Here is a 25,461-nt window from a genome sequence, read left to right as displayed (position 1 = left end):
CGGCCGCCCTCATGGACCACCTGCGGGCGAGCGGGGCCGCCCGCGAGCTCGTCGTCCGGGCCTCCTCGCGCCCGTAAAGACGCCGTGAACGCGCTCTCTCAATAATCCGGATCGTTATCCAACTTCCGTTGACGACACGGTGTGAGACCTAAGACTCTACTGAGAGAGCGCTCTCACGGACATCCCCCAGCCTGAACCCAGGAGGGTTCCATGACCCCTCGCATCCGGCGACTCGCCGTACCCGTACTCACCGCCTCCCTGCTCGCCCTGGCCACGGCGTGCGGCGGCGGAGGCGGCGACGGCGCGGACACGGCAGCCAAGCCCGGAGAGAAGATCAAGCTGACCGTCGGCCTGTTCGGCGACTTCGGCTTCAAGCCGCTCTACGAGGAGTACAAGAAGACCCACCCGAACATCGAGATCACCGAGAACGTCACCCAGTTCAACGACCACCACAACAACCTGGTCAAGCGGCTGGCCACGAACGCCGGCGCGGCCGACGTCGAGGCCGTCGAGGTCGGCTACATCAGCACGTTCACCGCCCAGCCCGCCAAGTTCCACGACCTCAGGCAGTACGGCCTGGACAAGCGGCAGAGCGACTACCTCGACTGGAAGTGGCAGCAGGGGCTCGGCAAGCAGGGCGGCCAGCTCCTCGGGCTCGGCACCGACGTGGGCGGCCTGGCCATGTGCTACCGCAAGGACCTGTTCGAGAAGGCCGGACTGCCCAGCGACCGCGACGAGGTCGCCAAGCTCTGGCCCACGTGGGAGCAGTACATCGAGACCGGCAAGAAGTTCGCCGCGGCGGACGTGGCCGGCGCGAAGTTCGTGGACAGCCCCGGCGAGATCTTCCGGGCGATGGTCAACCAGGCCCCGACCGGCCTGTACGACCAGCAGGACAGCATCATCGTCGCGTCCAACCCCGACGTGAAGAAGGCCTGGGACCTGTCCAACCAGCTCACCTCGGAGAAGCTGACCGCCAAGCTGGCCGCCTTCTCGCCACCGTGGAACACCGGCTTCGCCAAGGGCGCCTTCGCCACGATCATCTGCCCCGCCTGGATGACCGGCTACATCCAGGAGCAGGCCAAGGACGCCACCGGCAAGTGGGACATCGCGACCGTCCCCGGCGGGTCGGGCAACAGCGGCGGCTCCCACCTGATGGTCCCCAAGCAGAGCAAGCACCCCAAGGAGGCGGCCGAGCTGATCGACTTCCTCACCTCCAAGGAGAACCAGGCCAAGGTCTTCAAGGAAGAGGGCACGTTCCCGTCGATCCCGGCGCTCTACGACGACCCGTCGATCCAGAACTTCACCAAGGAGTTCTTCGGTGACGCGCCGATCGGCAAGATCTACTCCGAGGCCGCCAAGGCGCTCAAGCCGCAGCACCTCGGGCCCAAGGAGGCCGAGGTCCGCGTCGTGATCGGCGACGGGCTGGGCCGGGTCGAGCAGGGCAAGCAGACGCCCGACCAGGCGTGGGCGCAGGTGCTCGAGGACGTCAAGAAGATCAAATGAGCGCCCTTCCCCTGTCCGTCCCCCGGCGGCACAGGCGTGGCGTGCGGCACACCCTCGACGTGAGGGTGTCGCCGTACGCCTACGTCGCGCCCTTCTTCCTGCTGTTCTGCGCGTTCGGGCTGTTCCCGCTGGCCTACACGGCCTGGGTGAGCCTGCACGAGTGGACGCTGCTGGACGAGGAGCAGACCTTCGTCGGGCTGGACAACTTCGCCACGCTGCTCACCGACGGCTACTTCTGGAACGCCGCCTTCAACACCCTGTCCATCGGGGTGCTGTCCACCGCGCCGCAGCTGCTGCTCGCCATCTGGCTGGCGCACCTGCTCAACCGGCCGATGAGGTTCCAGACCCTCTTCCGGATCTCGCTGCTGCTGCCCAACGTCACCAGCGTGGTGGCCGTGGTGGTGATCTTCAGCCAACTCTTCGGCCGCGACTACGGCGTCATCAACTGGGTGCTGTCGTGGTTCGGCGCCGGCACCATCGACTGGGCGGCCGGCACGGCCACCTCGCACATCGCGCTCTCCACGATGATCATGTGGCGCTGGACCGGCTACAACGCGCTGATCTTCCTGGCGGCCATGCAGGCCGTGCCCAAGGAGCTGTACGAGGCCGCCACCCTCGACGGGGCGAGCTCGTTCACCCAACTCCGCCGGATCACCGTGCCGATGATCCGGCCGACGATCGTCTTCGTCGTCATCGTCTCCACGATCGGCGCGATGCAGATCATCGCCGAGCCGCTGCTGTTCGGGGCCAGCAGCGGGGCGGGTGGCGGGGCCGTCAGCGGCGGGCCCGACCGGCAGTACCAGACGCTCGCGCTGTTCGTCTACGAGCAGGGCTTCACCAAGTTCGACTTCGGCTACGCCTCGGCGGCGTCCTGGCTGATGTTCCTGGCCGTGGTGCTGGTCGCCGGGATCAACTTCCTGCTGACCCGCCGGCTGAAGGGCGGCCTGGGATGAGACTGCGCTACCTGACCCTCATCGCGGTGGCCTTCTTCTCCGCGTTCCCGCTGTACTACAGCGTGGTGGTGGCCTCGCGGCACAACTCGGCGCTGGCCGAGGTGCCGCCGCCGCTGCTGCCGGGCGGCAACCTCCTCGCCAACGTGTCACGGGTCTTCGACACCGTGCCGTTCGCGCTGGCGCTGCTCAACTCGTTCGTCGTGGCCGGGTCGATCGCGGTCGCGGTGATGTTCTTCTCGACGCTGGCCGGGTTCGCCTTCGCCAAGCTGCGCTTCCGGGGCCGCAACATCCTGCTGCTGACCACGGTCGCCACCATGATGGTGCCGGCCCTGCTCGGGAGCATCCCGCTCTACATGCTCATGGTGAAGCTGGAGTGGACCGGGACCATGTACGCGCTCGTCGTGCCGGCACTGGTGAACGCCTTCGGGGTGTTCTTCATGACGCAGTTCCTGTCGCGGGCGCTGCCGACCGAGCTGCTGGAGGCCGGGCGGGTCGACGGGTGCACGACCTGGAAGCTGTTCTGGCACGTCGTGCTGCCGGTCGCGCGACCGGCGGCGGCGGTGCTCGGCATGCTCACGTTCATGTCGGCCTGGAACGACTACTTCTGGCCGCTGGTCGTGCTCACCCCGGACAACCCGACCGTACAGGTCGCGCTGTCCACGCTGGCCAGCGGCTACGTCAACGACTACGTGCTGGGCCTGGCGGGCACGGCGGTGGGCACGCTGCCGCTCGTCCTCGTCTTCGTCCTGTTCGGCAAGCAGATCATTGGTGGAATCATGCAAGGAGCTGTAAAGGGATGATCTTCCCGGAAGACTTCGTCTGGGGTGCCGCCACGGCCTCCTACCAGATCGAGGGGGCGGTCAAGGAGGACGGGCGCGGCCAGTCGATCTGGGACACCTTCTCCCACTCCCCCGGCAACGTCGCCAACGGCGACACCGGCGACATGGCCTGCGACCACTACCACCGCTACGCCGACGACGTCGAGCTGATGCGCGAGCTGCGCCTGGCCGCCTACCGGTTCTCCGTCGCCTGGCCGCGCATCCAGCCGGACGGGTCCGGTCCCGCCAACCCGCGCGGGCTGGCCTTCTACGACCGGCTGGTGGACCGGCTGCTCGCCGCCGAGATCTCGCCGTACGTGACGCTCTACCACTGGGACCTGCCGCAGGCGCTCCAGGAGCGGGGCGGCTGGACGGACCGTGACACCGCCCACCGCTTCGCCGAGTACGCGGCGGCCGTGTACGACCGGCTCGGCGACCGCGTCCGCCACTGGGCGACGCTCAACGAGCCGTGGGTGTCGGCGTTCCTCGGCTACGGCAACGGCGTGCACGCGCCCGGCCGGCGTGATCCGGGCGAGGCCATGCGCGCGGCCCACCACCTGCTGCTCGGCCACGGCCTGGCCGCCGCCCGGCTGCGCGAGCTGGGCGCGCCACACCTCATGCTCGTCGTCAACTCCGCCCCCGTGCTCACGCCCGCCCAGGTCAACGACCCGTCGGCGACGCCCGGTGAGGCGGACGCGGCGGCCACCGAGCGCGTGCACGCGCTGCTGACCGGGCAGTTCCTCGACCCGGTGATCCACGGCCGCTATCCGGAGCAGGTGCTGGAGGCGGCCCGGCGCAACGGCGGCACCGGCCACATCCACGACGGCGACCTGGAGATCATCGCCACCCCGATCGACCAGATCGGGATCAACTACTACAACCCGTGCGTGGTCGAGGCGAGCCCCGGCCAGCCCGCCGACGCGGCCTGGCCGGGCTCGGAGGACGTCGGGTTCCGGGGAGCCGACGCCCCCACCACCGCCATGGGCTGGCCGATCGTGCCCGACGGGCTGTCCCGGCTGCTCGTCCGGCTGTCGGGCGACTACCCGGGCGTCTCCTTCATGGTCACCGAGAACGGCGCCGCCTTCGACGACGTGGTGGAGAACGGCCGGGTGCACGACACGGACCGGGTGTCCTACCTCGAAGGCCACCTGCGCGAGGCGCACCGCGCCGTCGAGGCGGGCGTGGACCTGCGGGGCTACCTGGTGTGGTCGCTGCTGGACAACTTCGAGTGGGCCGAGGGCTACAGCCGCCGGTTCGGCATCGTGCACGTCGACTACGCGACCCAGGTCCGGGTGCCGAAGGACAGTGCGCTGTGGTTCAGGGACGTGATCGTCAGGAACGGGCTGTAGATTTTTTGCGTGCTCTTCCTCTCGGTCCAGCCATGAGACGCCCGACGCTGGAGGCCGTCGCCGCCCGGGCGGGGGTCTCCCGTGCCACGGCGTCGCGCGTCGTCAACGGGCAGACGACGGTCGCGCCGCACATCCGCGACGCCGTGCAGCGCGCGATCGACGAGCTGGGCTACGTGCCCAACTCGGCCGCGCGCAGCCTGGTCACCCAGCGCACCGACTCGATCGCCCTGGTCGTCTCCGAGCCGCCGACCAGGGTGTTCTCCGAGGACCCGCTGTTCTCCACGGTGATCCGCTCGGCCAGCCTGGAGCTGGAGGCGGTCAACAAACAGGTCGTGCTGATGCTGGCCTCCTCGGCCGAGAGCCACGCCCGGGTGGAGCGCTACATCTCGGGCGGGCACGTCGACGGGGTCATGCTCATCTCGATGCACGGCGCCGACCCGCTGCCGGCCGCGCTGTCGCGGCTGCGTGTCCCCGTCGTCTCCTACGGCCGCCCGGCCGTGCCCGTCGACATCCCGTACGTGGACAACGACAACGTGGGCGGGGCCGAGCTGGCGGTCCGCCACCTGGTGGCGGCGGGCAGGCGGCGCATCGCCACGATCGCGGGCCCGCAGGACATGATCGGCGGCCAGGACCGGCTGACCGGCTACCGCAACGTGCTGCGCGACTCCGACCGCCGCTCGATCGTCGCGGTGGGCGACTTCACCCGCGAGTCCGGCGCGGTCGCGATGCGCCAGCTCCTCGGCGACGACCCGGCGCTCGACGCGGTGTTCGTGGCCAACGACCTGATGGCGGTGGGCGCGCTGCAGTCGCTGCGCCAGGCGGGCCGACGGGTGCCCGACGACGTGGCGGTGGTGGGCTTCGACGACATCGAGGCCGCCAAGTACACCGAGCCGCCGCTGACCACCGTGCGCCACCCGGTGGCGGACCAGGCGGCGGCCATGGTCCGCCTGCTGCTGGGGCTGTTCGAGGGCGGCCCGGGCGACCCGGTCATCCTTCCGACGGAGCTGGTCGTCCGTGAGTCGGCCTGACGTCGCCGCCGCCTGCCGGTGACGGCTGCCAGGGCAGCCGTCCCTCCAGCTCCACCTGGAGCGAGAAGCTGAGGAACGTCCGCACCACCACGATGACGGCCAGCACCCCCACGCTCTGGAACGTCGGCGACACTGCCACGGTCCTGATGATGTCGGCGGCCACCAGCAGCTCCAGCCCGAGCAGGATCGCCCGCCCGACCCCCTGCCGGTACAGGCGGTACACGTCGGGCTCCCGCCGCGCCCGCACCCACCGCAGCCCGAACACGACGCTGGCCACGAGCGTGCCGACGGCGATGACGAGCACGCCGGCGACGTCCAGCGCCTCACCGACGACCTCGATGATCTCCTTCACCGCCGTGCCCTCCCCGGTGACCGTTTCCCCCTTCATGCCCGCCCACCGGATCTCCACCCAACAGCCCATCTCATCCGGCCGGTGCGGCTCCCGGCTGCTGGACCCGGAACACGCGCAGTTGCAGGGCGAGGGTGGCGTAGTAGCCGACCAGGGTGGTCAGCTCGAAGACCGCGCTCGCCGGCAGCACGGCGTACTCCTCGTCGTCCAGGTCGGCGCGTGACACCAGCGCCCGGGTGAGGCGGAGCGCCGCCGCCTCCTCCGGGTCGTCCAGCTCCAGCGGCGCGCCGGTGCGCAGCGCGTCGAGCTGCGCGCCGGTGAGGCCGAGCCGGCGGCCGATCTCCTCGTGCACGTGCCGTTCGAACGCGCAGTCCCAGGAGTGGGCCACCACGAGGATCGCGATCTCCCTGGCCCGGTCGCCGAGCTCCGACCGGTAGCGGATGGCCGCGCCGAGCCGCTGGAGCGCGTCGCCCACGGGCGGGCTGAGCAGCATGGCGTTGAACGGCCCGGCGAGCCCGCCCTGCTCGTCGAGCATCGACGTGCCGCGCGGGCCTTCGATGATCGAGTCGTAGAGGGCGCGCGCGTCGGGTGCGAGCTCGGACGGGGTCAGCGGCGGCAGGCGTCTCATCCGGCCGATGCTAGATCACGGCGGGCGGGGCACGCCGGAGGTCAGAGTTCGGGCCGGGTCGGCAGGCCCTGCCAGTCGCTGGCGCTGGCGACCACGGCGGCGCCCAGCAGCGCGCCGCGGTGCAGACGCTCCGGCGGGGTCATCCCGTCCAGGGCCGCACTGATGTAACCGGCCACGAACGCGTCGCTCGACCCCGCCACGTCCACCACGGGGACCTGCACCCGCGGCGCGTCGTAGCGCATCCGGTCGGCCCGCACGCTGGCGCCCTTCGCTCCGCGGTCCACCACGACCTCCCGCTCGGGCGTGAGCGCCGGCTTGACCAGGTCCAGCTCGTCCTGGTCGAGGAACAGCAGGTGGGAGGCGCAGGCCAGCTCGCTCAGCACCTCTTCCGCCTCCCTGACCGACGGCCACAGCTCGGGGACGTACCGGACGGCGAACGAGATCATCACCCCGGACGTCCTGGCGGCGCTCACCGCGGTGCGGACCGCCTCCAGCGCGTCGCGCCCCAGCGCGGCCGTGACGCCCGTGACGTGCAGCATCTTGGAGCGCGCGACGCGGTCGATGGGCACGTTGCCGGGAGCCAGGCCCGAGCCCGCCGAACCGGTGCGGTAGTGCGTGACCTGGGGCTCCCTGCCGACCCGCGACTCCCTGAGCAGCAGGCCGGTGCGCGCCCCCTCGGTGACCCGCATGTCGGCCACGTCTACGCCCTCGCCCTTGAGCACGGTGAGCACCCGGGCGCCCAGCTCGTCGCCGCCGACCTTGCCCAGGAAGCACGCCCGGTGACCGAGTCTGGCCAGGGCCACGGCCACGGTGAACTCGGGGCCGCAGACGTCCAGCCTGGCCTCGCTCTCATGGCGAACCCGCCCGCTGGACACCACGCCCAGCGCCTCGCCCAGGGTGCAGACGTCGGTCATGGTCAGACTGTAGTAGGTCATGAGGTCTGAAAACGGATTTACGCTCATCACCGCAGGTCGGCATCTTGATCAAATACTTTTCCAAATACCGGCCAACTTTTCCCCATTTTCGTGCCTCAAAGGAGATGAGGGAGTCGGCGATCCCGAGCCGGCTCCAGCAACGGGGAGAGGAATCAGCACCCTCATGAGAAAGATCGCTGTAGGTATCGTCTCCGCCCTCGTCGGCGGGGCCATGCTCGTCTCCGGTGGGGCGGCGACGGCGCAGACCAAGGCGCCGACCGTCGACATCCGCGACATCACGCCCAACCCGGTAGTGGTCAAGGCCGGCGGCGAGACGAACGCCTACTTCAAGATCGACGCCAGCTCCGACGTGGACAGCGTCCGGCTGAGCGTCGAGCCGCAGGCCCAGTTCCGGGCCATGCGCGAGAAGGACGCCCAGAAGCTCGAGAGCTGGCGCTTCGCCATCCCGTTCAACGACGGCGACTACGAAGGCAAGTGGAAGGCCACGGCCGAGGCCGTCAAGGACGGCAAGGTCGTCGCCACCGACACCGCCGTCTTCGCGGTCGAGATCGAGGAGGGCAAGGCCGAGACGCGCATCACGCGCTTCAGCGCCGACCCCTACAAGGTCCGCAAGGGCAAGTCGATCTACTTCTCCGGCCGTCTCCAGGTGGACGACGACGGCTGGGAGGGCGTCCGTGGCGAGAAGGTGAACGTCTACTACCGCGCCAACGGCTCCTCCGGCTGGAAGTGGGTCGCCTCCGGTTACACCAAGTGGAGCGGCAAGTTCACGGCCAAGACGCGAGCCTACAAGAGCGGCACGTTCAAGGCGGTGTACGCCGGTGACGACGAGCTCCAGGGCTCGGAGAGCCGCGCCGACTACGTGCGGGTCTACGGCGGCTGGTGGCGTCACTAAGCACCTCTGAGCGCGAGCCCGGTCCCCTGCAAGCGGGGCCGGGCTCTCGCCTTTCCGGCCGCCTCCCCGGGCCGGCCGTGAGAGGCGCCGTCCCGGGGGTAGCGTCGGAGTATGGGTGAGGACCTGCTGAAACAGTGGGAGCCGTTCGACATCTTCGACGCCGAGGCGGCCCGGCTCGACCGCTACTTCTCCGGTCTCGACGCCGAGGCGTGGGAGCGGCCCTCGCGGTGCGCGGGCTGGTCGGTGCGCGACGTGCTCGGCCACCTGGCGGGCGAGGAGCTCTACAACCACGCCTGCCTCGACGGCAACGTGCAGGACCTGCTGGCCCGGCTCGCCCGGGAGGGGATCGACGGGTTCCACGACTTCAACGAGTGGAGCGTGCGTCAGCGCCGGGCCGTGCCCGTACGGGAGGTGCTGGAGGAGTGGCGCGCCGACAACGGCGCCACCCGCCGGCGCATGCGCGAGCTCGGCCGCGAGGCGCTCATCGACACCATGGCCGGGCCCTACCCCTGCGGGCTGCAGACCTTCCACTACGACTCCGAGTACGCCACGCACGCCGACGACGTCGGGGCGCCCGTGTCGGACGACGAGGCGGACGGCAGGACGCGCTGGCGGGTCGCGGTGGGCCGGTTCGCGCTGGCGGAGCAGGGGGCCGACGTCCAGGTGGAGCAGACGGCCGAGCAGGTCCGGGTACGGGCGGACGGGATGGAGGCGACGTTGTCGTATCCGGACTTCGTGGCGGCCACGGTGGGACGCCCACCGGCCGGTCACGACCTCGGCGCACGCCTGGCGTCGAAGCTGAGGTGCCTGGCCTGACCGTCTTGGGCCGTCCAGAGAGGGGGACGTGACCATGTGGCTACGTGACCGGCAGGGCACCGAGCCGCTGACCGCGCGGAGCCCGCTGGGGGCACGGCGGGTGCTGTCGCTGCTGGCGCTGGCGCTCGGGGCGGCGGCGGCCGTCTACTTCGTGACACGCGCCGTCAGCACGGGCGAGGAGGTCTGGGCCTGGGAGGCGGCGATCGCCGCGGCGGTGTCCCTCATCGCGGCCGTGGACCTCGCGGTGCTCAGTCGCCGCAGGACCCGCGGCTGACGCCGGGGGCACGTCGGTTCCGGTCAGGGGCGGGCACGGGGCTTCACGCGAGCGCCACGGCCAGGGCCAGCAACGCCACCACCAGCATGAACACGGCGACGATCAACCACACGTGCCCGGCCACCCAGTCGCGGACCTGCCTGCCGTACGGCCGCAGGCTCAGGCCGGCGTCGGCGCCGGACTCGATGCTGTTGATCGCCGCGACGCGCCTGGCCAGGTCCGGGTCCTCCAGGGCCAGGGCGTGCTCGATTTCAGCGAGGATGCGGCGTTCCTTCCCCGAGAGGCTCATCGCGATCACCCTTGCTCCCACCGCAGGTCCAGGTTAACTACCCACAAGTAACGGCGGGCATGCGGCTTCGAGCTGCGAGGGGAGCTTCGGCGTCAACCCTGTACGCCCGCCCCTGGCACGGGTGAACAGGGAGCCGCCGCCCCGGGACGTGGCCCCGGGGACACGACCCGACCCGGGACGTGGCCGCACGGCCCGGCCCGGGACGTGGTCGCACAGGGCGCGGCCCGAGACGCGGTCACACAGGGCGCGGCGCCGCCCCGGAACGTGGGCGCCAGGGCACGGCCCAGCCCGGCCCAGCCCGGCCCGGCCCAGCCCCGGAGCGTGCCTCGGGGCGCGGGCCGGTCATGGCGGCCGGGGCCGGGACGGCGCGCGGGGTCAGCTCCTGCCGTAGCGCTGCTTGAAGCGCTCGACCCGCCCGGCGCTGTCCACGATGCGGCCGCGGCCGGTGTAGAAGGGGTGGCTGGCGGACGAGACGTCCACGTCGACGACCGGGTAGGTCGTGCCGTCCTCCCACTCGACGGTCTTGTCACTGGACATCGTCGAACGGGTCAGGAAGGCGAACCCCACGCTCGGGTCGCGGAACACGACGGGACGGTACGAGGGGTGCAGGTTCTTCTTCATGCCCCCTCCAACCGGACGGCAATGGTTTTCATTCCCGAACTCCGGGGTTCGACCCCGAGCGCCCGCCCCGGACCTCCCTCCCGGCCACCGGCCCGGCCCGGTGGCCGCGCCCGGCCCGGCCACCGAGCCGGACGCGGCGGCGTTCACCCGGACGGTTTCCCCGGCCGGACACCATTCGACATTTGGCGTTTCGTCATAGGCGCCCGCCCCGCACACGATCATTGCCCCGAATATGCGCTCACGTATTTCGCGGCCACGCGGATACCGCACAGACCCGGGCCTACATGACCCAAAGGGCGGGCCCGCCATCGGAGGGGCGCCGGCATCGGGCGGGGATTCCGTCGAGAACGAGGCTCCGGGAAGGCAACCCGGCAAAAATGTCGCGGGACCCCGACGCGGCCACCTCCTCCGCCCAGCCCCGCTCTATCCGCCCTATCCGCTTTGTCCACCGCCCGCCGTATCGCCGTCGGCGAACCCGTGCGAGCGACCCCGGCCGACCACGTAAGGTAGCCGCATGGATACCCCCATCGAGGTCCTGCGCCGGATCTTCGGTTACGACTCCTTCCGGCCGGGCCAGCAGGAGATCATCGAGCACGTCGTGGCGGGTGGCGACGCGCTCGTGCTCATGCCGACCGGCGGCGGCAAGTCCCTGTGCTACCAGATCCCGGCGCTGGTGCGTCCGGGCACCGGGGTGGTCGTCTCACCGCTGATCGCACTGATGCAGGACCAGGTCGACGCGCTGACCGCGCTCGGCGTCCGTGCGGGGTTCCTCAACTCGACGCAGGATTTCGGCGAGCGGCAGGCCGTCGAGGCGGCGTTCCTGGCCGGCGAGCTCGACCTGCTCTACCTCGCGCCCGAGCGGCTGCGCGTGGAGGCCACCCTGCGGCTGCTGGCCAAGGGTGAGATCTCGCTGTTCGCCATCGACGAGGCGCACTGCGTGTCCCAGTGGGGCCACGACTTCCGGCCCGACTACCTCACACTGTCCGGGCTGCACGAGCGCTGGCCCGACGTGCCGCGCATCGCGCTGACGGCCACCGCCACCCCGGCCACCCATGCCGAGATCTCCTCCCGGCTGAGCCTCGACCAGGCCCGCCACTTCGTGGCCGGCTTCGACCGGCCCAACATCCACTATCGCATCACCGCCAAGAGCGAGCCCAAGCGGCAGCTCCTGGAGTTCCTGCGCACCGAGCATCCGGGTGACGCGGGCATCGTCTACTGCCTGTCGCGATCGTCGGTCGAGAAGATCGCGGCCTTCCTGGCCGACAACGGCATTCCCGCCGTGCCCTACCACGCGGGGCTCGACGCGGCGACCCGGGCCGCGCACCAGGCGCGTTTCCTGCGCGAGGACGGGCTGGTCGTGGTCGCCACGATCGCGTTCGGCATGGGCATCGACAAGCCCGACGTGCGCTTCGTGGCCCACCTCGATCTGCCCAAGTCGGTGGAGGGCTACTACCAGGAGACCGGCCGGGCCGGGCGCGACGGGCTGCCCGCCACCGCCTGGATGGCCTACGGCCTGCAGGACGTGGTGCAGCACCGGCGGCTGGCGCTGGAAGGCGACGAGGCCCACCGGCGGCGGCAGGTCCTCCACCTCGACGCGATGCTCGCGTTGTGCGAGACCGTAGGCTGCCGCCGGGTGATGCTGCTCGACTACTTCGGCCAGAAGGACACCGCCCCGTGCGGCAACTGCGACACCTGCCAGTCCCCGCCCGAGTCCTGGGACGGCACCGTCCCCGCCCAGAAGCTCCTGTCCACGGTGTGGCGCCTCGACCGTGAGCGGCGCCAGCGCTTCGGGGTGGGCCACATCGTCGACATCCTGCTCGGCAAGCAGACGACCAAGGTGGAGCAGCACGGCCACGACTCGCTGACGGTGTTCGGCGTGGGCACCGAGCTGGGCAACTCCGACTGGCACGGGGTGGCGCGACAGCTCCTGGCGCAGGGCGTGCTCGCCGTCGAGCCCAACCACGGCACGTTGATGCTCACCGACGCCAGCGGTGACGTGCTGCGCAACCAGCGTGAGGTCCGGCTGCGCCGCGACACTCCCCGCCCGGCGCGCGCCCGGACCTCCGGCTCGTCCAACGGCGCGGGCTCGCGTCCCGTGGTGGAGCTGCCGGAGGAGGCCGCGCCGCTCTTCGAGCGACTGCGCGCCTGGCGCGCGGCCACGGCCAAGGAACAAGGCGTGCCCGCGTACGTCATCTTCCACGACGCCACGCTGCGCGAGATCGCCACCCTGTCCCCCACGTCGCTGGCCGAGCTGGGCACGGTCAACGGCGTCGGCGAGAACAAACTGGCCAAGTACGGCGAACAGGTCCTGGAGACCATCGCCTCCTGACCCTCCCACCCGCGATCACGCACCCTCACCAGCCCGGACGCACGGCCACCCCTGTGCCCGGCACATCACCACCTGCCGAGGTGCGGCACCTCACCCATGCGCACCTCTCAGAGAGGTGCGCCCGATCCTCACCGCCACGGGGGCTGGCGTGCGCGTCGTCAGCCGCTCGCCCCCACTCAGCGGAACCGATCGGTTGCAGCGATCACCCGCGCCACCATGCCGGTCCCGCCATGGCCTTCGTCGACGACGACGACCAACTCGCTGCCAGGCCAGTTCTTGTGCAGTTCCCAAGCGGTCTCAAGGGGCCCACTCACGTCAAGCTTGCCGTGGACCAGCACCCCGGGGACACCCTCCAGGAGGTGAGCCTGCTTCACCAGGTCGCCGGTGTCCGGCAGGAAGCAGTCGTTGGCCCAGTAGTGCGTCACCAGGCGCGCGAACGTCATGCGGAGGACAGGATCTTCGAAGAGCGGACTCGGCCGATGCTTGGGGTCGAGGCTCACGTGCGTGTCCTCCCACTCGCACCAGGCACGGGCGGCCTCCTCACGCGTCCGCGGATCGGCCAGGAGCTTGGCGTAGGCCGCTGCCAGGTTCCCGTCACGGTCCTGCGCGGGCACGGCGTCGCGGAAGCGCTCCCATTCCTGCGGGAAGATCCGTCCGACGTCACGGGTGATCCACTCGATCTCCTTGCGGCGCCCCGCGGTGACCGCGAACAGGATCAGCTCGCTCACCCGCTCCCGATACTGCTGCGCGTAGGCCAGGCTCAGGGTCGAGCCCCACGAGACCCCGAGCAACTGCCACTTCTCGATGCGCAGGTGCTCGCGCAGGAGCTCCATGTCGGCGACGAGGTGCTGGGTGGTGTTGGCCGACAGGTCGGTCTCCAACAGTCCGGCGTCCGGCGTGCTGCGACCGCATCCTCGCTGGTGGAACAGGACGATCCGGTACGCCTCAGGGTCGTGGTAGCGCCGCCAGTTCGCCGAGGCCGCGCCCCCCGGCCCGCCATGCACGATCACCGCCGGTTTGCCCGCCGGGTTGCCGCTGACCTCCCAGTACATCTGATTGCCGTCGCCCACGTCGAGCATGCCCTGGTCGTATGGCTCAATCGGGGAATACATAGGCGTAAGGTAACGTCCTGGCTGCCCAGCTGGATCTCTCGCAGGTCAGCTCTCTGGAGATGCGCGCCGACTTCCACCAGGCCATTCCCAGCCCGGCCCGCGCGCTCAGCTGCCGGCGGCACCTCATCTCATTGCGTCGGGACCTTCTGCTGCCCGCGAACGAACCGATCGTCAAGGCGATGTACGCGAGCTGGATCGGGCGAGCCTCTCAGAGGATGGTCATCGACCACAGCTCCCCGGCTTCGTGATGCTCGGACAACCGTTCGCAGTCGGCGGGATGGGGGCACGAACGCCCCAACCAGGGCAGGACACCACCGACCGGCGATCGGCGCCCGTCCCCGTCGTCATGGTCACGGCACGGCACATCACACACGCGCAGGTCGCAGAGGGGTGGGCGCGTCCGCCGGCGGGAGGTGGTGGCGACGGCCGCACGAAGAACGGTCGTCGCCACCGCGCTGCTCGCTCCGATAGCGGGCGGTCAGCTTCAATTCCACATTAGCCGGACACAGCCCCCGCCCTGGCATCCGGCGGTGGCCGATCACCGTGGCAGCGTCCCGCCCGTGACGGATCAGCGCAGGAAAACCGCCGGTGACGGGCTGGTAGAGGGCTCGCCGATCATCGTACGTGGATTGGGAAAACCTCGCGTGGCGCCTACCACTCCACTCCCAAAGGATACGTACAGTAACAAAGCAACATCACTTCGTGATATCAGGGGGAATCATGAGAAGCCTCATCGCAACCGGCGGCATGCTGCTCGCCACCGCGGCACTGACCGCGGTGGCGGCCGGCCCGGCCGGCGCGACCGACGTCTACTGCAGCGCCAACACCAGCTCGTCGTCGTCCTGGCAGAGCACCGAGAACGGGGAGACCAAGACCGGCTCGCACGGCCTCAACGAGTGCAAGGGCTCCCAGATCACCTTGCAGCCCGGCTGGTGGACCCAGGTCCTGAAGAGTATGAACGAGGACGACTGACATCACGGCGCCGGTCCGGGACCTTCACCGGCCCCGGACCGGCTCCCTTCCCCTCGCCCGGCTCGTCCGGCCGGCTCGGGATGTGCGGCAGGGCGCTGGCGGTGAAGCTGACGCGCGGAAAGCCCACGCTGACCTGCCGCAGCGCGGCGACCTCGGTGGGCCCCGAGCCGTACGTCCTGGTCACACTTTCGACGAGGACCGCGTGATCGTTCCTGATCTTCAGCCTGACGGCTCGGCGACCGCGCTGTATCCGGTACCGCCCCGATGCGCTTCTGTCCGCCACCTGAGCCCCTTACCGCCAGACCACGATCGCGGCGCCTGCGTCCAACTCCCGGGATCAGAGTTCCAGGCGCCTGCCGGCGCCCCAGCCGGGGTTCCGGCCGAGGAAGGCGAGCAGCCGGTCCTCGGCCAGCGACCGCGCCGGGACGTCCACCGGTACGGCGAACCGCGCGGGCCGGTCCTCGTTCGTGACGAGCGCGGGGACGACGTCCAGCAGGTCCGCCGCCAGCGCGGGCGGAATGGGGCGGGGCCGCCCGCAGGCACGGGCGAGGTCCCAGGCGTGTACGGCCACCTCGACGGCGCCGGCCTGCGCCACGGTCGCGGCGGGCAGCGAGCAGCGGCCGAAGCGCACCTGCTGCTCGCGTAACGTGCCGGCCCATGCGCCGAGCGTCGTGGCCGCCCGGTCCCGCAGCACCAGCACCGGGTCCCTGCCGCCACGACCGCCCGCACCACCGGCTCCCGTGCTCGGGCCCATGTCCGGGTGCTCGCGGATCCCCATGCCGGGGTGCGTGCCGATGCCCATGTTCCTGCCCGGGTTCCCACCTGTCCCCAGGTCCGTACCCGATTCCGTCCCCGTACCCGTCTCCGTCCTCATGCCCGGGCCCGGGCCCGGGCTCGGGGCGACGCAGCCGAGTTCGGCTGCCTCGTGGAGTGCCGTGACCGAGTCGTCCAGGTGTGCCAGCAGGTTGCCGACGTCCCACACGCCGCAGGGCGTGGCGCGGTACAGGTCCTCGCGGGTCACCGCCAGCAGGGTCCCCAGCGCGTACGCGATGGCCCGCTCCAGGAGGTCCATCCCTTGCGTTCCGGCTTTGTCCATGTCCATCTCGTCCATGTCCATCTCGTCCACCTCCACCCGTACAGACGGCCGTCCGGGGCGGGAATCATCGGTCCCGCCCCGGACGGGGTCAGCGGTTCAGCGCGCGGTCGACGAATGCCGCGACGTCGGCCAGCACCTCCTCCGCGTTGGTCTCGTTGAACACCTCGTGCCGGGCCTCCGGATAGATCCGTTCGGTGAAGTCGTCGCCGCCGATGGCCTCGACGCCGGCCCGGCTGCCGGATGCCGGCATCAGCCGGTCGTCGGCGCCATGCACCCAGTGCGTCGGCAGCCACCGGCTCCCATTCGCCGAGCACCGGTTCCGACAGGACAAGGGCCGCGAGGCCGTCGCCGTGGCGCTGGGCGAACCGGGCGGCGATCATCTGGGGAGCGTCGCCTTCGAACGGCGGGGAATCGGGGGGAGGGCCGACCAGGCCCGAACGTGCAGTGACCTGCCAGATGTGGGCATCAGCTCCGTTAGCCGCGTACGAGACAGGTGACGCTGTGATGATGATCGGGTGAGGCGTCAGGTGCGCACCTCACCAGCAGCGGCATTCGACCTCGGCTACCCGTCCGGTTAGCGGACGATCGAGCATGTCGTGGCGAACCCGTTCGTTGTGTCCAGTCGCATTGGCGGCGACCGGGTCGGGATCACGGTGTTCCCGGCGGCGACGAGCGGGCCGTGGTCTGTCATGGGTCCTGATGAGAGCGCCGAATACGGCCACCTCCGGCCCTTGATCAACCGTAGGATCGGTTCCGTCCCCGAACCGCGTTCGCCCCGACGGAGCCTCGATGATCCCTTACCGCCCGCGCAGAACGCGATCCCTCGGCGTGACGCGGCTCGGCGGCTGGAACGTCAAGGTCATCGGCATCACGGCCGGAGCCGAGCTGCCCGACGACTTCGAGGTGGAGGCGGCCCTGCAGGCGGCCGAGCGGGACCTGCCCGAGCAGGGCGGCATCGCGTTCGTGGTCGTGCACCGCGACACCGAGGCCCTGCGGGTGAACGTGTGCTGGTGGCGGGCCGACGTCCTCTACCAGCGGCTGTGGCGGGCCGAGCCAGGCGGCACCGGCCTGGGCCAGGTGCCGCCCGACGGGCCGGTCGCCTGCGTGTGGGCGTTGCTGGCGATCGACCGTGAGCGGCGGGCGTGGATCGAGCACGTGCTGGCCCGGCCGCACGACCCCGACTTCACCGGCTACCTCACCGCCGACCCCCTGACCGAGCCCGCCTGAGTGACGACGAGGCGGTCCGGTCTCGTGCCGTGCCGGTGCCGGCCCGCGGCAGCAGCCGGTTGACCTCGCCGGCGCCCGGTTCGGCGCGGCGGGGAAGTCAGGCTCTGGTGAGGTGGTGGTGAAGGCGGCGGGCCTCCTCGCCGGTGCGGCTGGCGCCCTTGCGCGCCGCCAGTGCGGCCAGGCCGGGGACGTCGCCGCGGGCACCGGACAGGACGGCGGAGCGCACCGCCGTGGCGAGCAGGTCGCCGAGCGCGGCCGTGGGCTTGGCGCCTGGCGCGGGCAGCAGCACCTCCAGTGCCGAGGCGAGCACCGGCCAGGTGCCGGCTCCCGACTCCGTGGCCTCGTTCAGGACCGTCATGACCCGGTTGAGCTTGACCAGCCCCTTCAGCACCGCCTCACCCACGACGCGACCGAGGAGCCGGCCGAAGCCGGCGCCGTCCGGCTCGTCGCGGGCCGCCAGCGTGACGAGGGCGTGCGTGGCGGCCGCCCGGCGCTCGGGCCGCCTGTATCCCATCACGGTCGTGAGCGCCGTCGCGGTCGCCACTCCCAGAGGGCCGTCGCCGTGGACGAGGTCCGCCAGCGCCTCGTCCAGGCCGCCTTCGCCGCCGTACGCGATCAGGGGCGCGAGCAGGTGCGCCGCGACGACCTCGCGATGGGACGGCATGGCCCAGGGCCACCAGACCGCGTCCTGCGGGTAGCTGGTGTGGCCACCTACGGCCAGCACGCCGGCGAGCCCTTCCGGCACGGCGGTGACCGGGCTGACACGCACCTGGGGGGAGCGGGTCTCGCCGTAGGAGAACGTGCGGGTGGTTTTGATCACGCACGTGACGTCGGGGTCCGGCAGCCCGCCGGCGCGTAGCCAGCCCGCCAGTCGCCGCCCCGCCTCGGTGCCGATCCCGTCGGCGCGTACGGCGAGCGCGGGGGTGGTCAAGCGGGGGAGGCGGAGGAGTGCCTGGTCGAGGTCGGCCGGAAGGGGTTCGGCTCCGTCCAGGAGCTCCAGGCGGGCCAGCAGCGTCTCGGGGTCCACGTGGCCGGTGGGCGAGGTCGGGGTGGCGAGCAGCACGGGAACCGTGCCTTCCCGCTCGAACAGGGCGATCACCTCGCGCAGCCGCCGCTGGAGGAGGTGGTGGAGCGGAGGGTCGTGCGGCGGGTGGGTGAGCGCGTAGGCGTCCAGACCGGCGGTCAGCTCGCGGCTGTCGCCGGGCGAGACGACGGCCAGCGCGCACCGGCGCAGCAGTGACCGGGCGTCCCGATCGAACCCGCTGACCCCGTACACCAGCGCGTGGGTGTCGAACGGCTGCCGCCACTCGCTCCGCCACCAGGGCCGCAACGCCTCCACCACGGCGTCGCGGTCGCGGTGGGTGAAGGTGACCAGCGCGGCGACGACCCGCTCGAACAGGGCCGGATCGTCGGGCCAGGGCAGCCGGGACAGCTCGTCGGCCAGTTCGCCGGGCGTCTCGATCGGCGGCAGGAGGGCGGGCAGCGGGCGGGCCACCGGCACCGGCGCCGGCACGGGCTCCTCGGTGAGCGCCTCCACCTCGCCGAACACGGTGGCCACCCGCGACCGCAGGTCGTCGGGCAGCGCCGCCGCGGCCTCGCGGACGGCGTCCCAGCCCTGGGTGAGGCAGTCCGCGGGCGCGATGCCGGCCGCCCGCGCGGCGTCGGCCTCCCGCGTGCGACCGGGCGCCCGCGCCGGATCGGCCGCCCGCTCGGGACCGGGACCGGTGGTCGGGGACGGGGTCGGGGTTGCGGTCGAGGTTGGGGTCGAGGTCGAGGTCGAGGTCGAGGTCGAGGTCGAGGTCGAGGTCGGGGTCGGGGTTGGGGTCGGGGTGTGGTGGGCGCCGAGTTTGAGCGCCAGGCGGACCGCGCGGTCCCGTACGGCGGGCGCATCGTGGGAGAACACCGTCGCCAGCGCCACCAGTGCGTTCCCGGCCCGAGCGCGGGAATCCCCAGGCCCCGGGACGGCGTCGGCGATCCACCTGAGGGCCGCCGTGACATGCTTGCGCTCGGGCCGGTACGCCAGCGCCCGCACCGCCTCCCCGAACAGCTCGTCGTCCAGCAGGCCCGCCTGGTCCGCGCGGCGCAGCTCGTCCAGGGCGAGTTGCGCGGGCAACGACGGCGCCGACGGCAGCAGCCGGGTGAACTCCAGCACCGGGATCTCCTCCACCGCGGCCGTCAACTGCCGCCACATCGCCACGAACGGCGCGAGTTCGTCGGCGGCGGCCCCGGACAGGAACCGGGTCAGGCACCCGTCGAGCAGGTCCTGCCGCTTGAGCCGGCCGTCGCCGGCCAGCTTCACCAGGGCGGTGACGATGTCGTGGCCGGAGGTCCAGGACTGGCTCCAGGCCAGCCCCGCGGCGGCCCCCGTGGCCTGGAACAGCCGGGCCACCATGAGGTCGAGCAGCGGGTCGTCGGCGCGCGGCACCTCACGCTCCGCGGCCATGCGCAGGACCCAGCCGGCCGTGAAGGCGTCGTTCGCGGGCGGCTCGACCCCGGTCTGGAGCACCAGCCCGGCTGCCAGGTGCCAGCCGGGCAGGCCGCCCGTCCACCGCCAGGCCGCCCGGCCGCGCGGCAGCCTGAGCCGCTCGACCAGGCGGACCGCGAGATCCCTGCGCCACTCCTCGGGCCGCTGCCTGAGCAGGCGGAGGATCCGCTCGGCGTCGGTACGGCCGGCGGCGTCGCGCAGCTCGCGCCGGTTGAGCCAGGCCGCGACCTGGCCCGCGCCGCTCAGGCAGGCGGCGCCGGCGATGCGGTAGCCGGCCGCCCGGTCGCGCGTCTCCCAGCGCGCCTCCCACCCTTCGGCGAGCCGTTCGGCCAGGTGGCCGGGCAACTGCACCGCGACCGCGCGGCGGCCCACGTCGCCGAGCGAGCCGACGAACTCCACCAACCCCGCGTTGTCCCCTGCCTCGATGTGGGCGAGAACCTCACGCCACGGGTTCATTTCATGATCTCCATGGCGGGGACCGTACTGATCAAGACCGACAGAACCCCGACCTGAAGATCACGAGAAGGAAACCGTAAGCGGCCCGCGCCATCGTGGAGCACATGGGAAGCCGGACGAAGGGCAGCACGATGACCGAGACCGCCGAGTACGAGATCACCCGGATCTTCGACGCCCCCCGCGAGCGGGTGTTCGCGGCGTGGACCGAACCGGAGCGCTTCGCCCGCTGGTTCGGGCCGCGCGAGCTGGCCGCCCCGGCGGACCGGATCGGCATGGACGTCCGGCCGGGCGGCGCCTGGGAGGTGACGTTCGTCGGCGAGGGCGGCTTCGAGGTGCCGCTCGGCGGGGTCTACCGTGAGGTGGCGGCGCCCGGCAGGCTCGTCTTCACCACGGGCGACCCCGACGACCCGGGTGACGGTCCGGCCTCCGTGGTGACCGTGTCGCTGGACGTGGACGGCGGCAGGACGCTGATGAGGTTCCACCAGTACGGCGTCAACACGCCCCAGGAGCACGCCGAGCAGGCGCAGGCGGGCTGGATCGAGTTCTTCGACCGGCTGGCCGAGCTGGTGTCACGGGCGTGAACCGGCCCCCGCTCGGTGGAGGCGTCGCCTACTCGGCGATGGCGTCGTCCGGTTTGAGGGTGCGGCCCCGCTCGTACGCGGCGGTGAACGCCTCCTCGCCGAGCGCCGCCCGCGCCGAAGCGGCGACGCGGTCCGCCTCGTCCCGCTCGGACGGGTTGGCAGGCGTCCGGCCGGTGTGGCGGATCTCGGCCGCCAGGCCGAGCAGCCGGGCCGCCCGCTCGTGGAGCCCGGCCGCCGCCGACGCGGAGGCCAGGCCCTCCACCGCCCACGCCACGGTGAGGGGGTCGCCGATCCGCTGGGCGGCCACCAGCGCCTCCAGATGCAGCTCCCTGGCGGCCGCCGGGTCGCCGCGCAGCTCGCGCAGGAAGCCCAGCTCGATGCAGGTGGTGGGCAGGTGGAGGGCGGGTTCGGCCTCCGGGTGGCGCGGGACCCCGTCGAGCAGGTGGAGGAGGTGCGTCTCGGCCAGGTCGAGCAGGCCCGCCCGGCGCGCGGCGAGGGCCAGCCCCATCTCGGCCATGATCCGGCCCTCCTGGTAGCCCTGGCCGGCGGCCAGCCGCATCGCCTGCCCGCACAGCTCCATGGCGCGGTCGTAGTGGCACGAGTTCAGGGCCATCCAGCCGAGCCAGGCGGTGCGCCGGGCGGCCTCCGGCCACAGCCCCAGCTCCTCGGCCATGCGCAGGCCGTCCTCGAACAGCCGCACGGCCCGCTCGGTGTCGCCTCTGACGTCGGCCAGCCCGGCGAGCCACTCCATGGCCTGGAGCCGTCCCCAGCGGTCGCCGAGCCGGCCGAACAGCCGGACGCTCTCCTCGCCGTCGCGTTCGAGGGCGACGAGGTCGCGCTGGGTGAAGTGGTCACGGCCGCGCCTGCTCAGGACCGCCGCGACGCCCCACTCGTCGCCGATCTCGCGGAACGTGGCCAGCGCGCCGTTCAGCAGCTCCTGCGCGACCGGCACGTCCCTGACGGCCATCGCCAGGAACAGCTCGGCCCTGGCCCGTTCGCCCGGATCGTCCACCGTGGCGGTGTCCCAGGCGGCGTCCTCGCCGAGCAACAGCACGAACCCGGCGTGCCAGGCAGCCGCTCTGGCCCGCCCCGGCGCCTCCTCCCGCCTGCGGGGCCCGCCATCCGGCGGGGCGGTGGCGGCCAGTGCGGTCTCCAGCGAGCGTCGCGCCTCGGCCAGCCTGCCGCGCAGGAACCAGTACCAGGTCAGCGCGTTGACCAGCCGCACAGCGGTCGCCGCCGCGCCTGCGCCGGCCGCCGTGTCAAGCGCCGTGTCGAGCGCCGCGCGCAGGTTGGCCGACTCGGCGTCGAGGCGGGCCAGCCACTCTGCCTGGTCCCGTCCGTACAGGGCGGGTTCGGCGCGTTCGGCCAAAGCCAGGTAGTGGCGGACGTGCGCCCCGCGGACCCGGTCCAGCTCCCCCGCATCGGCCAGCCGGTCGAGGCAGTAGGCGGCGACCGACTCCAGCAACCGGTAGCGCGTGCCCGCCGGGGTCTCCACCACGTCCACCAGCGACCGGTCCACGAGCCTGGCCAGCACGTCCAGCACGTCGAGGCCCGGGTCCGCGCCCGGGGCGGCGCAGACCTCCTCGGCGGCCTCCAGCGTGCAGCCGCCCGCGTGGACGGCCAGGCGGCGCAGCACGGCGCGTTCGGGCTCGCCGAGCAGGTCCCAGCTCCAGTCGATCACCGCGCCCAGCGTCCGCTGTCGTTCCGGGACGCCGCGCGGGCCTGAGCCGAGCAGGCGGAAGCGGTCGTCCAGCCTCGCCACCACGCCGTGCACGCCGAGCGCCCGCACCCGGGTCGCCGCCAGCTCCAGCGCCAGCGGGATGCCGTCGAGGGCGCGGCACAGCCGGGCGACGGCCTCGGCGTTGCCCGCGTCGAGCACGAACCCCCTGGTCGAGGCGGCGGCGCGGGCGGCGAACAGCCGGACCGCGCCGGACCGCCGCATCGCGTCGAGCCCGTCGTCGGCGGGCAGGTCGAGCGGCGGCACGCTCCACAGCACCTCGCCGGGCAGAGCCAGCGGCTCGCGGCTGGTGGCGAGCACCCGCAGGCCCGGTGCGGCGCGCAGCAGCGGCTCCACCAGCTCGGCGACCTGCTCGACCAGGTGCTCGCAGTTGTCGAGCACCAGCAGGGTGCGGCGGTCGCGCAGCGCCTGCGCCAGCCGTTCGGCGGGCGTGCGGGATTCGGCGCTCTCCCGGATGTCGAGCGCCGCCAGCACCGCCTCCGCCACCGGCCCGCCCCCCGGTTCGGCCGCCGCGGCCGTTCGGCGGTCGAGGGCGGCCAGTTCGACCAGCCACACGCCGTCGGCGTACGCCTCCGCGGCCCGGGCGGCGATCTCCAGCGCCAGCCGGGTCTTGCCGACGCCGCCGCTGCCGGTGAGCGTGACGAGGCGGGCGTTCTCCAGCAGCGCGCGTGTCTCGGCCAGCTCGTCGTCGCGGCCGATGAGGCCGCTCATGGGGGCGGGCAGGTTGGTACGGGGGCGCTCGGGCGGCGGGGCGGAGCTGAGCGCGGGGTCCTGGACGAGGATGGCCCGGTGCAGCTCGGCCAGCTCGGGGCCGGGGTCCAGGCCCAGCTCGTCGGCGAGCCGTTCGCGCAGGTCGGCGTAGGTGGCCAGGGCCTCGCTCTGCCGTCCGGCGCGGTAGAGGGCCAGCATGTGGGCGGCCCGGAGCCGTTCCCTGAGCGGGTGGCGGGCCGCCAGGTCGCCCAGCTCGGCCGCGAGCGCGCCGTGCTCGCCGAGCTCCAGCCGTGTCTCGGCGTGCTGTTCGAGGGCGGCGAGGCGCTGCTCCTCCAAACGGGTGATCGCCGGCCTGGCGAACTCCTCGTCGGCGAAGTCGGCCAGCACCGGCCCGCGCCACAGGCCGAGCGCCTCCGCCAGCAGCGTGGCCCGCTCACGGGGTCCGCCCGCCGTTCCGGCCCGCGTCACCAGCTCGGCGAACGCGGTGGCGTCGAGCGCGCCGGGCGCGGCGGCCAGGAGGTAACCGGGCGGGCGGGAGACGACGAGGTTCTTGCCGCCGGGCTCGGCGTCCTCCAGGGCGCGACGTAGCTGCGAGACCCGCACCTGGAGCGCGCCGGCCGGGTTGGCCGGCGGCTCGCCACGCCACAGGTCGTCGACGAGCCGGTCGGCCGAGACGACCTGACCCGCGTTGACCAGCAGGTCGGCGAGGAGGGCGCGCACCTTCAGGCCGGGGACCGTGACGCTCTGCCCGGCGTCGGTCCAGACGGCCAGCGAGCCGAGCACCCCGAAACGCATGCCCGTCACCCTAGCCGGGGGCGACGTCGCTCAGGGCGGCGGCGGCCGCCTCGGCGAGGGCGGCGGTCACCGTGCCGAGCCTGGCCGGGTCTTCCTGGAGCAGGAACAGCCAGGCGAAGACCGGGCCGAGCAGCAGGGCGTGGACGACGGCCGGATCGGGGCGGCGCGGCAGCTCGCCGCGGGCGACGGCGCGGTCGAGGACCTCCTCGACGCAGCCCCTTTCGGCGGCGACGAACGTGCTCACGAACGTGGCCGCCAGCGCGGGGTCGCCGTGGACGTCGGCCAGCAGGCCGGGGACGACGCCCGCGGGTGGTGTCGTGAGGTTGACGGCGATGTCGCGCAGCAACGCGGTGAGGTCGCCCCGCATGGAGCCGGAGTCGGGAGGCGGCGCGATCTCCAGGTCGTGCAGCACCGCCGCGAAGATCATCTGCTGCTTGGTGGTGTGACGCCGGTAGATGGCGGCCTTGCCCACGCCGGCCCGTGCGGCCACGGCGTCCACCGTGAGCTGCGCGTAGCCGGACTCGGCGAGGACCGCGCGGGTCGCGGTCGCGATGGCCCGGTCCACGCGGTCGTCGCGCGGGCGTCCGAGTGGCTGTTTCACACCTGCCAGCATACGAGACTCCCAGTTCTGGAAATGTGACGCAGCCGACCTTGCAGCGACCTGGGATGAGGGCCAAGATAAGGAACCATGAGTTCCGAAACTAATCGTTCCGTAAAAAGCGTCGTGTGGGCCGGCGGGATCCTCGTGTTCCTGGCCTGCGTGCACCTCACCATCACCGGGCTGGCCAGTGCGGCGCACATCCCCGGCTGGTTCCGCGGCGAGGCGTGGCTGCCGGGCACGGGCGGGCTCGCCGAACTCGGCTCCCCGGCTCCGAACGTCGGCGCGTTCTGGCTGGTCTGGGGCAGCTTCGCCGTGCCTCTCGGGCTGCTCGGCGCGCTCGTCGCGAGGATGGGGCGCGGCGGACAGGTGCCGCCGCCGTACGTGGCGGGCGGCATCGCGGTCTGGGCCCTCGTCGGCGCGGTCTGCTTCGAGCCGTCGCCGTTCGTCACCGTGCTCGTCCCGTGCGCCATGCTGCTGGCCGCCCGGCGCGGGCGGCGCCGCGCGGGGGCGCATCAGGGGGCGAGCGGCGGCGCCTTCCTGGCCGACCCCCGGTAGAGGTCCGGGTCGTAGCGGCGCTCGCTCTCGTCTAGCTTGGCGTGTGCCGCCTCCACCAGGTCCACCCCGAGCACGTCGGCGAGCCGCACCAGATAGCCGGCCACGTCGCCCAGCTCGGCCCGCACCCTGGCCAGGGTCGCGGGGTCGAGGTCGCGGGACTCCTCCGGGGTGAGCCACTGCAGCTCGGCCACCAGCTCGCCGACCTCACCGGCGAGGGCCATCGCCAGGTTCTTCGGCGTGTGGAACTGCTCCCAGTCTCTGACCCGGACGAACTCGCGCAGCCGTACGGCCAGCCGCTCCCACTCGGTGCTCACGTGAGCCGAGCCTATCCCCCGGTCACAGGTCTGC

25 protein-coding genes are annotated in these 25,461 nt (G+C 72.3%); 13 read left to right on the top strand and 12 right to left on the bottom strand.

The window, feature by feature from the left end; all coding sequences use genetic code 11:
• Positions 1–210 precede the first annotated feature (210 nt).
• From FHU36_RS37260 to FHU36_RS37240, 5 genes are read left to right on the top strand one after another with little or no spacing between them, the layout of a single operon-like run.
• Entirely contained in the window at positions 211–1,503 is a 1,293-nt protein-coding gene (locus FHU36_RS37260) for an ABC transporter substrate-binding protein (protein WP_185088725.1), read from the top strand.
• Positions 1,500–2,456, top strand: coding sequence for a carbohydrate ABC transporter permease (locus FHU36_RS37255; protein ID WP_185088724.1), 957 nt, complete (start codon positions 1,500–1,502; stop codon positions 2,454–2,456). The genes FHU36_RS37260 and FHU36_RS37255 overlap by 4 nt, the downstream gene beginning before the upstream one ends.
• Positions 2,453–3,256 carry a carbohydrate ABC transporter permease gene (locus FHU36_RS37250; protein ID WP_185088723.1) on the top strand — a complete coding sequence of 268 codons (804 nt, stop codon included), beginning with the start codon at positions 2,453–2,455 and terminating at the stop codon, positions 3,254–3,256. The genes FHU36_RS37255 and FHU36_RS37250 overlap by 4 nt, the downstream gene beginning before the upstream one ends.
• Complete coding sequence (locus FHU36_RS37245; RefSeq protein WP_185088722.1) at positions 3,253–4,623, top strand: GH1 family beta-glucosidase; 1,371 nt, start codon at positions 3,253–3,255, stop codon at positions 4,621–4,623. Before FHU36_RS37250 ends, FHU36_RS37245 begins: the two co-directional genes overlap by 4 nt.
• A gap of 32 nt (positions 4,624–4,655) precedes the next feature.
• Positions 4,656–5,651 carry a LacI family DNA-binding transcriptional regulator gene (locus FHU36_RS37240; protein ID WP_185088721.1) on the top strand — a complete coding sequence of 332 codons (996 nt, stop codon included), beginning with the start codon at positions 4,656–4,658 and terminating at the stop codon, positions 5,649–5,651.
• Here the strand turns inward: FHU36_RS37240 and FHU36_RS37235 are convergent.
• The 3 genes from FHU36_RS37235 to FHU36_RS37225 are packed head-to-tail and all read right to left on the bottom strand — an operon-like array spanning position 5,611 to position 7,563.
• Positions 5,611–6,039, bottom strand: a complete 429-nt coding sequence (locus FHU36_RS37235; protein ID WP_185088720.1) for a DUF1622 domain-containing protein — start codon at positions 6,037–6,039, stop codon at positions 5,611–5,613. The genes FHU36_RS37240 and FHU36_RS37235 overlap by 41 nt on opposite strands.
• A 34-nt stretch (positions 6,040–6,073) precedes the next feature.
• Positions 6,074–6,628 (bottom strand): carboxymuconolactone decarboxylase family protein, encoded by a 555-nt coding sequence (locus FHU36_RS37230; RefSeq protein ID WP_185088719.1) that lies wholly within the window; start codon positions 6,626–6,628, stop codon positions 6,074–6,076.
• A gap of 41 nt (positions 6,629–6,669) precedes the next feature.
• Positions 6,670–7,563, bottom strand: a complete 894-nt coding sequence (locus FHU36_RS37225) for a sugar kinase (protein WP_246503063.1) — start codon at positions 7,561–7,563, stop codon at positions 6,670–6,672.
• A 163-nt stretch (positions 7,564–7,726) separates the two neighbouring features.
• On the opposite strand from FHU36_RS37225, the gene FHU36_RS37220 reads away from it, so the two are divergent.
• The 3 genes from FHU36_RS37220 to FHU36_RS37210 all read left to right on the top strand — a co-directional run bounded on the left by FHU36_RS37220 (position 7,727) and on the right by FHU36_RS37210 (position 9,545).
• The gene (locus tag FHU36_RS37220; RefSeq protein WP_185088718.1) at positions 7,727–8,455 is read left to right on the top strand and encodes a hypothetical protein; all 729 of its coding nucleotides are present in this window, start codon (positions 7,727–7,729) and stop codon (positions 8,453–8,455) included.
• A gap of 111 nt (positions 8,456–8,566) precedes the next feature.
• Positions 8,567–9,271 carry a maleylpyruvate isomerase family mycothiol-dependent enzyme gene (locus FHU36_RS37215; RefSeq protein WP_185088717.1) on the top strand — a complete coding sequence of 235 codons (705 nt, stop codon included), beginning with the start codon at positions 8,567–8,569 and terminating at the stop codon, positions 9,269–9,271.
• A gap of 34 nt (positions 9,272–9,305) precedes the next feature.
• A complete protein-coding gene (locus FHU36_RS37210; RefSeq protein ID WP_246503199.1) occupies positions 9,306–9,545 on the top strand; it encodes a DUF6343 family protein in 240 nt (79 codons plus the stop codon).
• 43 nt (positions 9,546–9,588) lie between these two features.
• On the opposite strand, the gene FHU36_RS37205 is transcribed toward FHU36_RS37210, so the two are convergent.
• Positions 9,589–9,834 carry a DUF3040 domain-containing protein gene (locus tag FHU36_RS37205; RefSeq protein ID WP_185088715.1) on the bottom strand — a complete coding sequence of 82 codons (246 nt, stop codon included), beginning with the start codon at positions 9,832–9,834 and terminating at the stop codon, positions 9,589–9,591.
• A gap of 375 nt (positions 9,835–10,209) precedes the next feature.
• A complete protein-coding gene (locus FHU36_RS37200) occupies positions 10,210–10,455 on the bottom strand; it encodes a type B 50S ribosomal protein L31 (RefSeq protein ID WP_185088714.1) in 246 nt (81 codons plus the stop codon).
• Between the two features lie 514 nt (positions 10,456–10,969).
• On the opposite strand from FHU36_RS37200, the gene recQ reads away from it, so the two are divergent.
• Positions 10,970–12,784: a DNA helicase RecQ gene (recQ, locus tag FHU36_RS37195; RefSeq protein WP_185088713.1), complete on the top strand. Its 1,815-nt coding sequence runs from the start codon at positions 10,970–10,972 to the stop codon at positions 12,782–12,784.
• Positions 12,785–12,960: 176 nt separating this feature from the next.
• Here recQ and pip read toward each other — a convergent pair whose 3' ends face one another.
• Entirely contained in the window at positions 12,961–13,896 is a 936-nt protein-coding gene (gene pip / locus FHU36_RS37190; protein WP_185088712.1) for a prolyl aminopeptidase, read from the bottom strand.
• A gap of 720 nt (positions 13,897–14,616) precedes the next feature.
• On the opposite strand from pip, the gene FHU36_RS37185 reads away from it, so the two are divergent.
• Positions 14,617–14,868 (top strand): hypothetical protein, encoded by a 252-nt coding sequence (locus FHU36_RS37185; protein WP_185088711.1) that lies wholly within the window; start codon positions 14,617–14,619, stop codon positions 14,866–14,868.
• A 337-nt stretch (positions 14,869–15,205) separates the two neighbouring features.
• On the opposite strand, the gene FHU36_RS37180 is transcribed toward FHU36_RS37185, so the two are convergent.
• Together FHU36_RS37180 and FHU36_RS37175 are read right to left on the bottom strand one after the other, a co-directional pair.
• Positions 15,206–15,985 (bottom strand): maleylpyruvate isomerase N-terminal domain-containing protein, encoded by a 780-nt coding sequence (locus FHU36_RS37180; protein WP_185088710.1) that lies wholly within the window; start codon positions 15,983–15,985, stop codon positions 15,206–15,208.
• 67 nt (positions 15,986–16,052) lie between these two features.
• A complete protein-coding gene (locus FHU36_RS37175; protein WP_221497114.1) occupies positions 16,053–16,295 on the bottom strand; it encodes an alpha/beta hydrolase in 243 nt (80 codons plus the stop codon).
• 458 nt (positions 16,296–16,753) lie between these two features.
• Here FHU36_RS37175 and FHU36_RS37170 point away from each other — a divergent pair, with 458 nt between their 5' ends.
• Positions 16,754–17,191 (top strand): hypothetical protein, encoded by a 438-nt coding sequence (locus FHU36_RS37170; RefSeq protein WP_185088709.1) that lies wholly within the window; start codon positions 16,754–16,756, stop codon positions 17,189–17,191.
• 97 nt (positions 17,192–17,288) lie between these two features.
• Here FHU36_RS37170 and FHU36_RS37165 read toward each other — a convergent pair whose 3' ends face one another.
• Positions 17,289–20,132 carry a hypothetical protein gene (locus tag FHU36_RS37165; RefSeq protein ID WP_185088708.1) on the bottom strand — a complete coding sequence of 948 codons (2,844 nt, stop codon included), beginning with the start codon at positions 20,130–20,132 and terminating at the stop codon, positions 17,289–17,291.
• A gap of 104 nt (positions 20,133–20,236) precedes the next feature.
• On the opposite strand from FHU36_RS37165, the gene FHU36_RS37160 reads away from it, so the two are divergent.
• Complete coding sequence (locus FHU36_RS37160; protein WP_221497113.1) at positions 20,237–20,713, top strand: SRPBCC family protein; 477 nt, start codon at positions 20,237–20,239, stop codon at positions 20,711–20,713.
• A 28-nt stretch (positions 20,714–20,741) separates the two neighbouring features.
• Here the strand turns inward: FHU36_RS37160 and FHU36_RS37155 are convergent, their stop codons facing one another.
• Together FHU36_RS37155 and FHU36_RS37150 are read right to left on the bottom strand one after the other, a co-directional pair.
• Positions 20,742–23,957, bottom strand: a complete 3,216-nt coding sequence (locus FHU36_RS37155) for an AfsR/SARP family transcriptional regulator (protein WP_185088707.1) — start codon at positions 23,955–23,957, stop codon at positions 20,742–20,744.
• 10 nt (positions 23,958–23,967) lie between these two features.
• Positions 23,968–24,558 (bottom strand): TetR/AcrR family transcriptional regulator, encoded by a 591-nt coding sequence (locus FHU36_RS37150; protein WP_221497112.1) that lies wholly within the window; start codon positions 24,556–24,558, stop codon positions 23,968–23,970.
• Positions 24,559–24,645: 87 nt separating this feature from the next.
• Between FHU36_RS37150 and FHU36_RS37145 the strand changes: the two genes are divergently transcribed.
• Positions 24,646–25,113 carry a hypothetical protein gene (locus tag FHU36_RS37145; protein ID WP_185088705.1) on the top strand — a complete coding sequence of 156 codons (468 nt, stop codon included), beginning with the start codon at positions 24,646–24,648 and terminating at the stop codon, positions 25,111–25,113.
• On the opposite strand, the gene FHU36_RS37140 is transcribed toward FHU36_RS37145, so the two are convergent.
• On the bottom strand, positions 25,071–25,427 hold the full coding sequence (locus tag FHU36_RS37140; RefSeq protein WP_185088704.1) for a nucleotide pyrophosphohydrolase: 357 nt from the start codon (positions 25,425–25,427) through the stop codon (positions 25,071–25,073). The two genes, FHU36_RS37145 and FHU36_RS37140, sit on opposite strands and share 43 nt — an antisense overlap.
• Positions 25,428–25,461 lie beyond the last annotated feature (34 nt).

The organism is Nonomuraea muscovyensis (assembly GCF_014207745.1).
Lineage (GTDB): Bacteria > Actinomycetota > Actinomycetes > Streptosporangiales > Streptosporangiaceae > Nonomuraea > Nonomuraea muscovyensis.
This window is presented reverse-complemented; position numbering and strand designations above follow the sequence as displayed.

Excerpts from the sequence above, each read along its gene's own strand:
- FHU36_RS37260 (WP_185088725.1), top strand. The coding sequence starts at position 211 with ATGACCCCTCGCATCCGGCGACTCGCCGTACCCGTACTCACCGCCTCC.
- FHU36_RS37255 (WP_185088724.1), top strand. The coding sequence starts at position 1,500 with ATGAGCGCCCTTCCCCTGTCCGTCCCCCGGCGGCACAGGCGTGGCGTG.
- FHU36_RS37250 (WP_185088723.1), top strand. The coding sequence starts at position 2,453 with ATGAGACTGCGCTACCTGACCCTCATCGCGGTGGCCTTCTTCTCCGCG.
- FHU36_RS37245 (WP_185088722.1), top strand. The coding sequence starts at position 3,253 with ATGATCTTCCCGGAAGACTTCGTCTGGGGTGCCGCCACGGCCTCCTAC.
- FHU36_RS37240 (WP_185088721.1), top strand. The coding sequence starts at position 4,656 with ATGAGACGCCCGACGCTGGAGGCCGTCGCCGCCCGGGCGGGGGTCTCC.
- FHU36_RS37235 (WP_185088720.1), bottom strand. The coding sequence starts at position 6,039 with ATGAAGGGGGAAACGGTCACCGGGGAGGGCACGGCGGTGAAGGAGATC.
- FHU36_RS37230 (WP_185088719.1), bottom strand. The coding sequence starts at position 6,628 with ATGAGACGCCTGCCGCCGCTGACCCCGTCCGAGCTCGCACCCGACGCG.
- FHU36_RS37225 (WP_246503063.1), bottom strand. The coding sequence starts at position 7,563 with ATGACCTACTACAGTCTGACCATGACCGACGTCTGCACCCTGGGCGAG.
- FHU36_RS37220 (WP_185088718.1), top strand. The coding sequence starts at position 7,727 with ATGAGAAAGATCGCTGTAGGTATCGTCTCCGCCCTCGTCGGCGGGGCC.
- FHU36_RS37215 (WP_185088717.1), top strand. The coding sequence starts at position 8,567 with ATGGGTGAGGACCTGCTGAAACAGTGGGAGCCGTTCGACATCTTCGAC.
- FHU36_RS37210 (WP_246503199.1), top strand. The coding sequence starts at position 9,306 with ATGTGGCTACGTGACCGGCAGGGCACCGAGCCGCTGACCGCGCGGAGC.
- FHU36_RS37205 (WP_185088715.1), bottom strand. The coding sequence starts at position 9,834 with ATGAGCCTCTCGGGGAAGGAACGCCGCATCCTCGCTGAAATCGAGCAC.
- FHU36_RS37200 (WP_185088714.1), bottom strand. The coding sequence starts at position 10,455 with ATGAAGAAGAACCTGCACCCCTCGTACCGTCCCGTCGTGTTCCGCGAC.
- recQ (WP_185088713.1), top strand. The coding sequence starts at position 10,970 with ATGGATACCCCCATCGAGGTCCTGCGCCGGATCTTCGGTTACGACTCC.
- pip (WP_185088712.1), bottom strand. The coding sequence starts at position 13,896 with ATGTATTCCCCGATTGAGCCATACGACCAGGGCATGCTCGACGTGGGC.
- FHU36_RS37185 (WP_185088711.1), top strand. The coding sequence starts at position 14,617 with ATGAGAAGCCTCATCGCAACCGGCGGCATGCTGCTCGCCACCGCGGCA.
- FHU36_RS37180 (WP_185088710.1), bottom strand. The coding sequence starts at position 15,985 with ATGGACATGGACGAGATGGACATGGACAAAGCCGGAACGCAAGGGATG.
- FHU36_RS37170 (WP_185088709.1), top strand. The coding sequence starts at position 16,754 with ATGATCCCTTACCGCCCGCGCAGAACGCGATCCCTCGGCGTGACGCGG.
- FHU36_RS37165 (WP_185088708.1), bottom strand. The coding sequence starts at position 20,132 with ATGAACCCGTGGCGTGAGGTTCTCGCCCACATCGAGGCAGGGGACAAC.
- FHU36_RS37160 (WP_221497113.1), top strand. The coding sequence starts at position 20,237 with ATGGGAAGCCGGACGAAGGGCAGCACGATGACCGAGACCGCCGAGTAC.
- FHU36_RS37155 (WP_185088707.1), bottom strand. The coding sequence starts at position 23,957 with ATGCGTTTCGGGGTGCTCGGCTCGCTGGCCGTCTGGACCGACGCCGGG.
- FHU36_RS37145 (WP_185088705.1), top strand. The coding sequence starts at position 24,646 with ATGAGTTCCGAAACTAATCGTTCCGTAAAAAGCGTCGTGTGGGCCGGC.